Below are 263 nucleotides of genomic sequence, written 5' to 3'. Positions count from 1 at the left end.
GCTTAAATTTTGAGGTCTTGCGATGGATTTGTTCAATAATCTCGCACTCGGTTTTGCCACGGCATCGTCCCTGGAAAACCTGTTCTTCTGCCTGATCGGCGTGCTGCTCGGGACATTGATTGGCGTGCTGCCGGGCATCGGCGCAACGGCGACCATCGCCATGCTCTTGCCGATCACCTTTCAGCTTGAGCCCGTCTCGTCGCTCATCATGCTCGCCGGCATTTATTACGGCGCGCAATATGGCGGCTCCACCACGGCGATCC

At 57.0% G+C, this 263-nt stretch carries 1 protein-coding gene; it reads left to right on the top strand.

Annotated features, from left to right (window positions below; all coding sequences use genetic code 11):
- Window positions 1–22 precede the first annotated feature (22 nt).
- On the top strand, window positions 23–263 hold a 241-nt coding region (locus SB764_RS41410; protein ID WP_410866956.1), incomplete at its 3' end, for a tripartite tricarboxylate transporter permease.

The organism is Paraburkholderia sp. SIMBA_027, assembly GCF_046535315.1.
Classification (GTDB): Bacteria; Pseudomonadota; Gammaproteobacteria; order Burkholderiales; family Burkholderiaceae; genus Paraburkholderia; species Paraburkholderia tropica.
The sequence above is the reverse complement of the archived record's forward strand: the minus strand, read 5'-3'. Positions and strand labels throughout refer to the sequence as shown.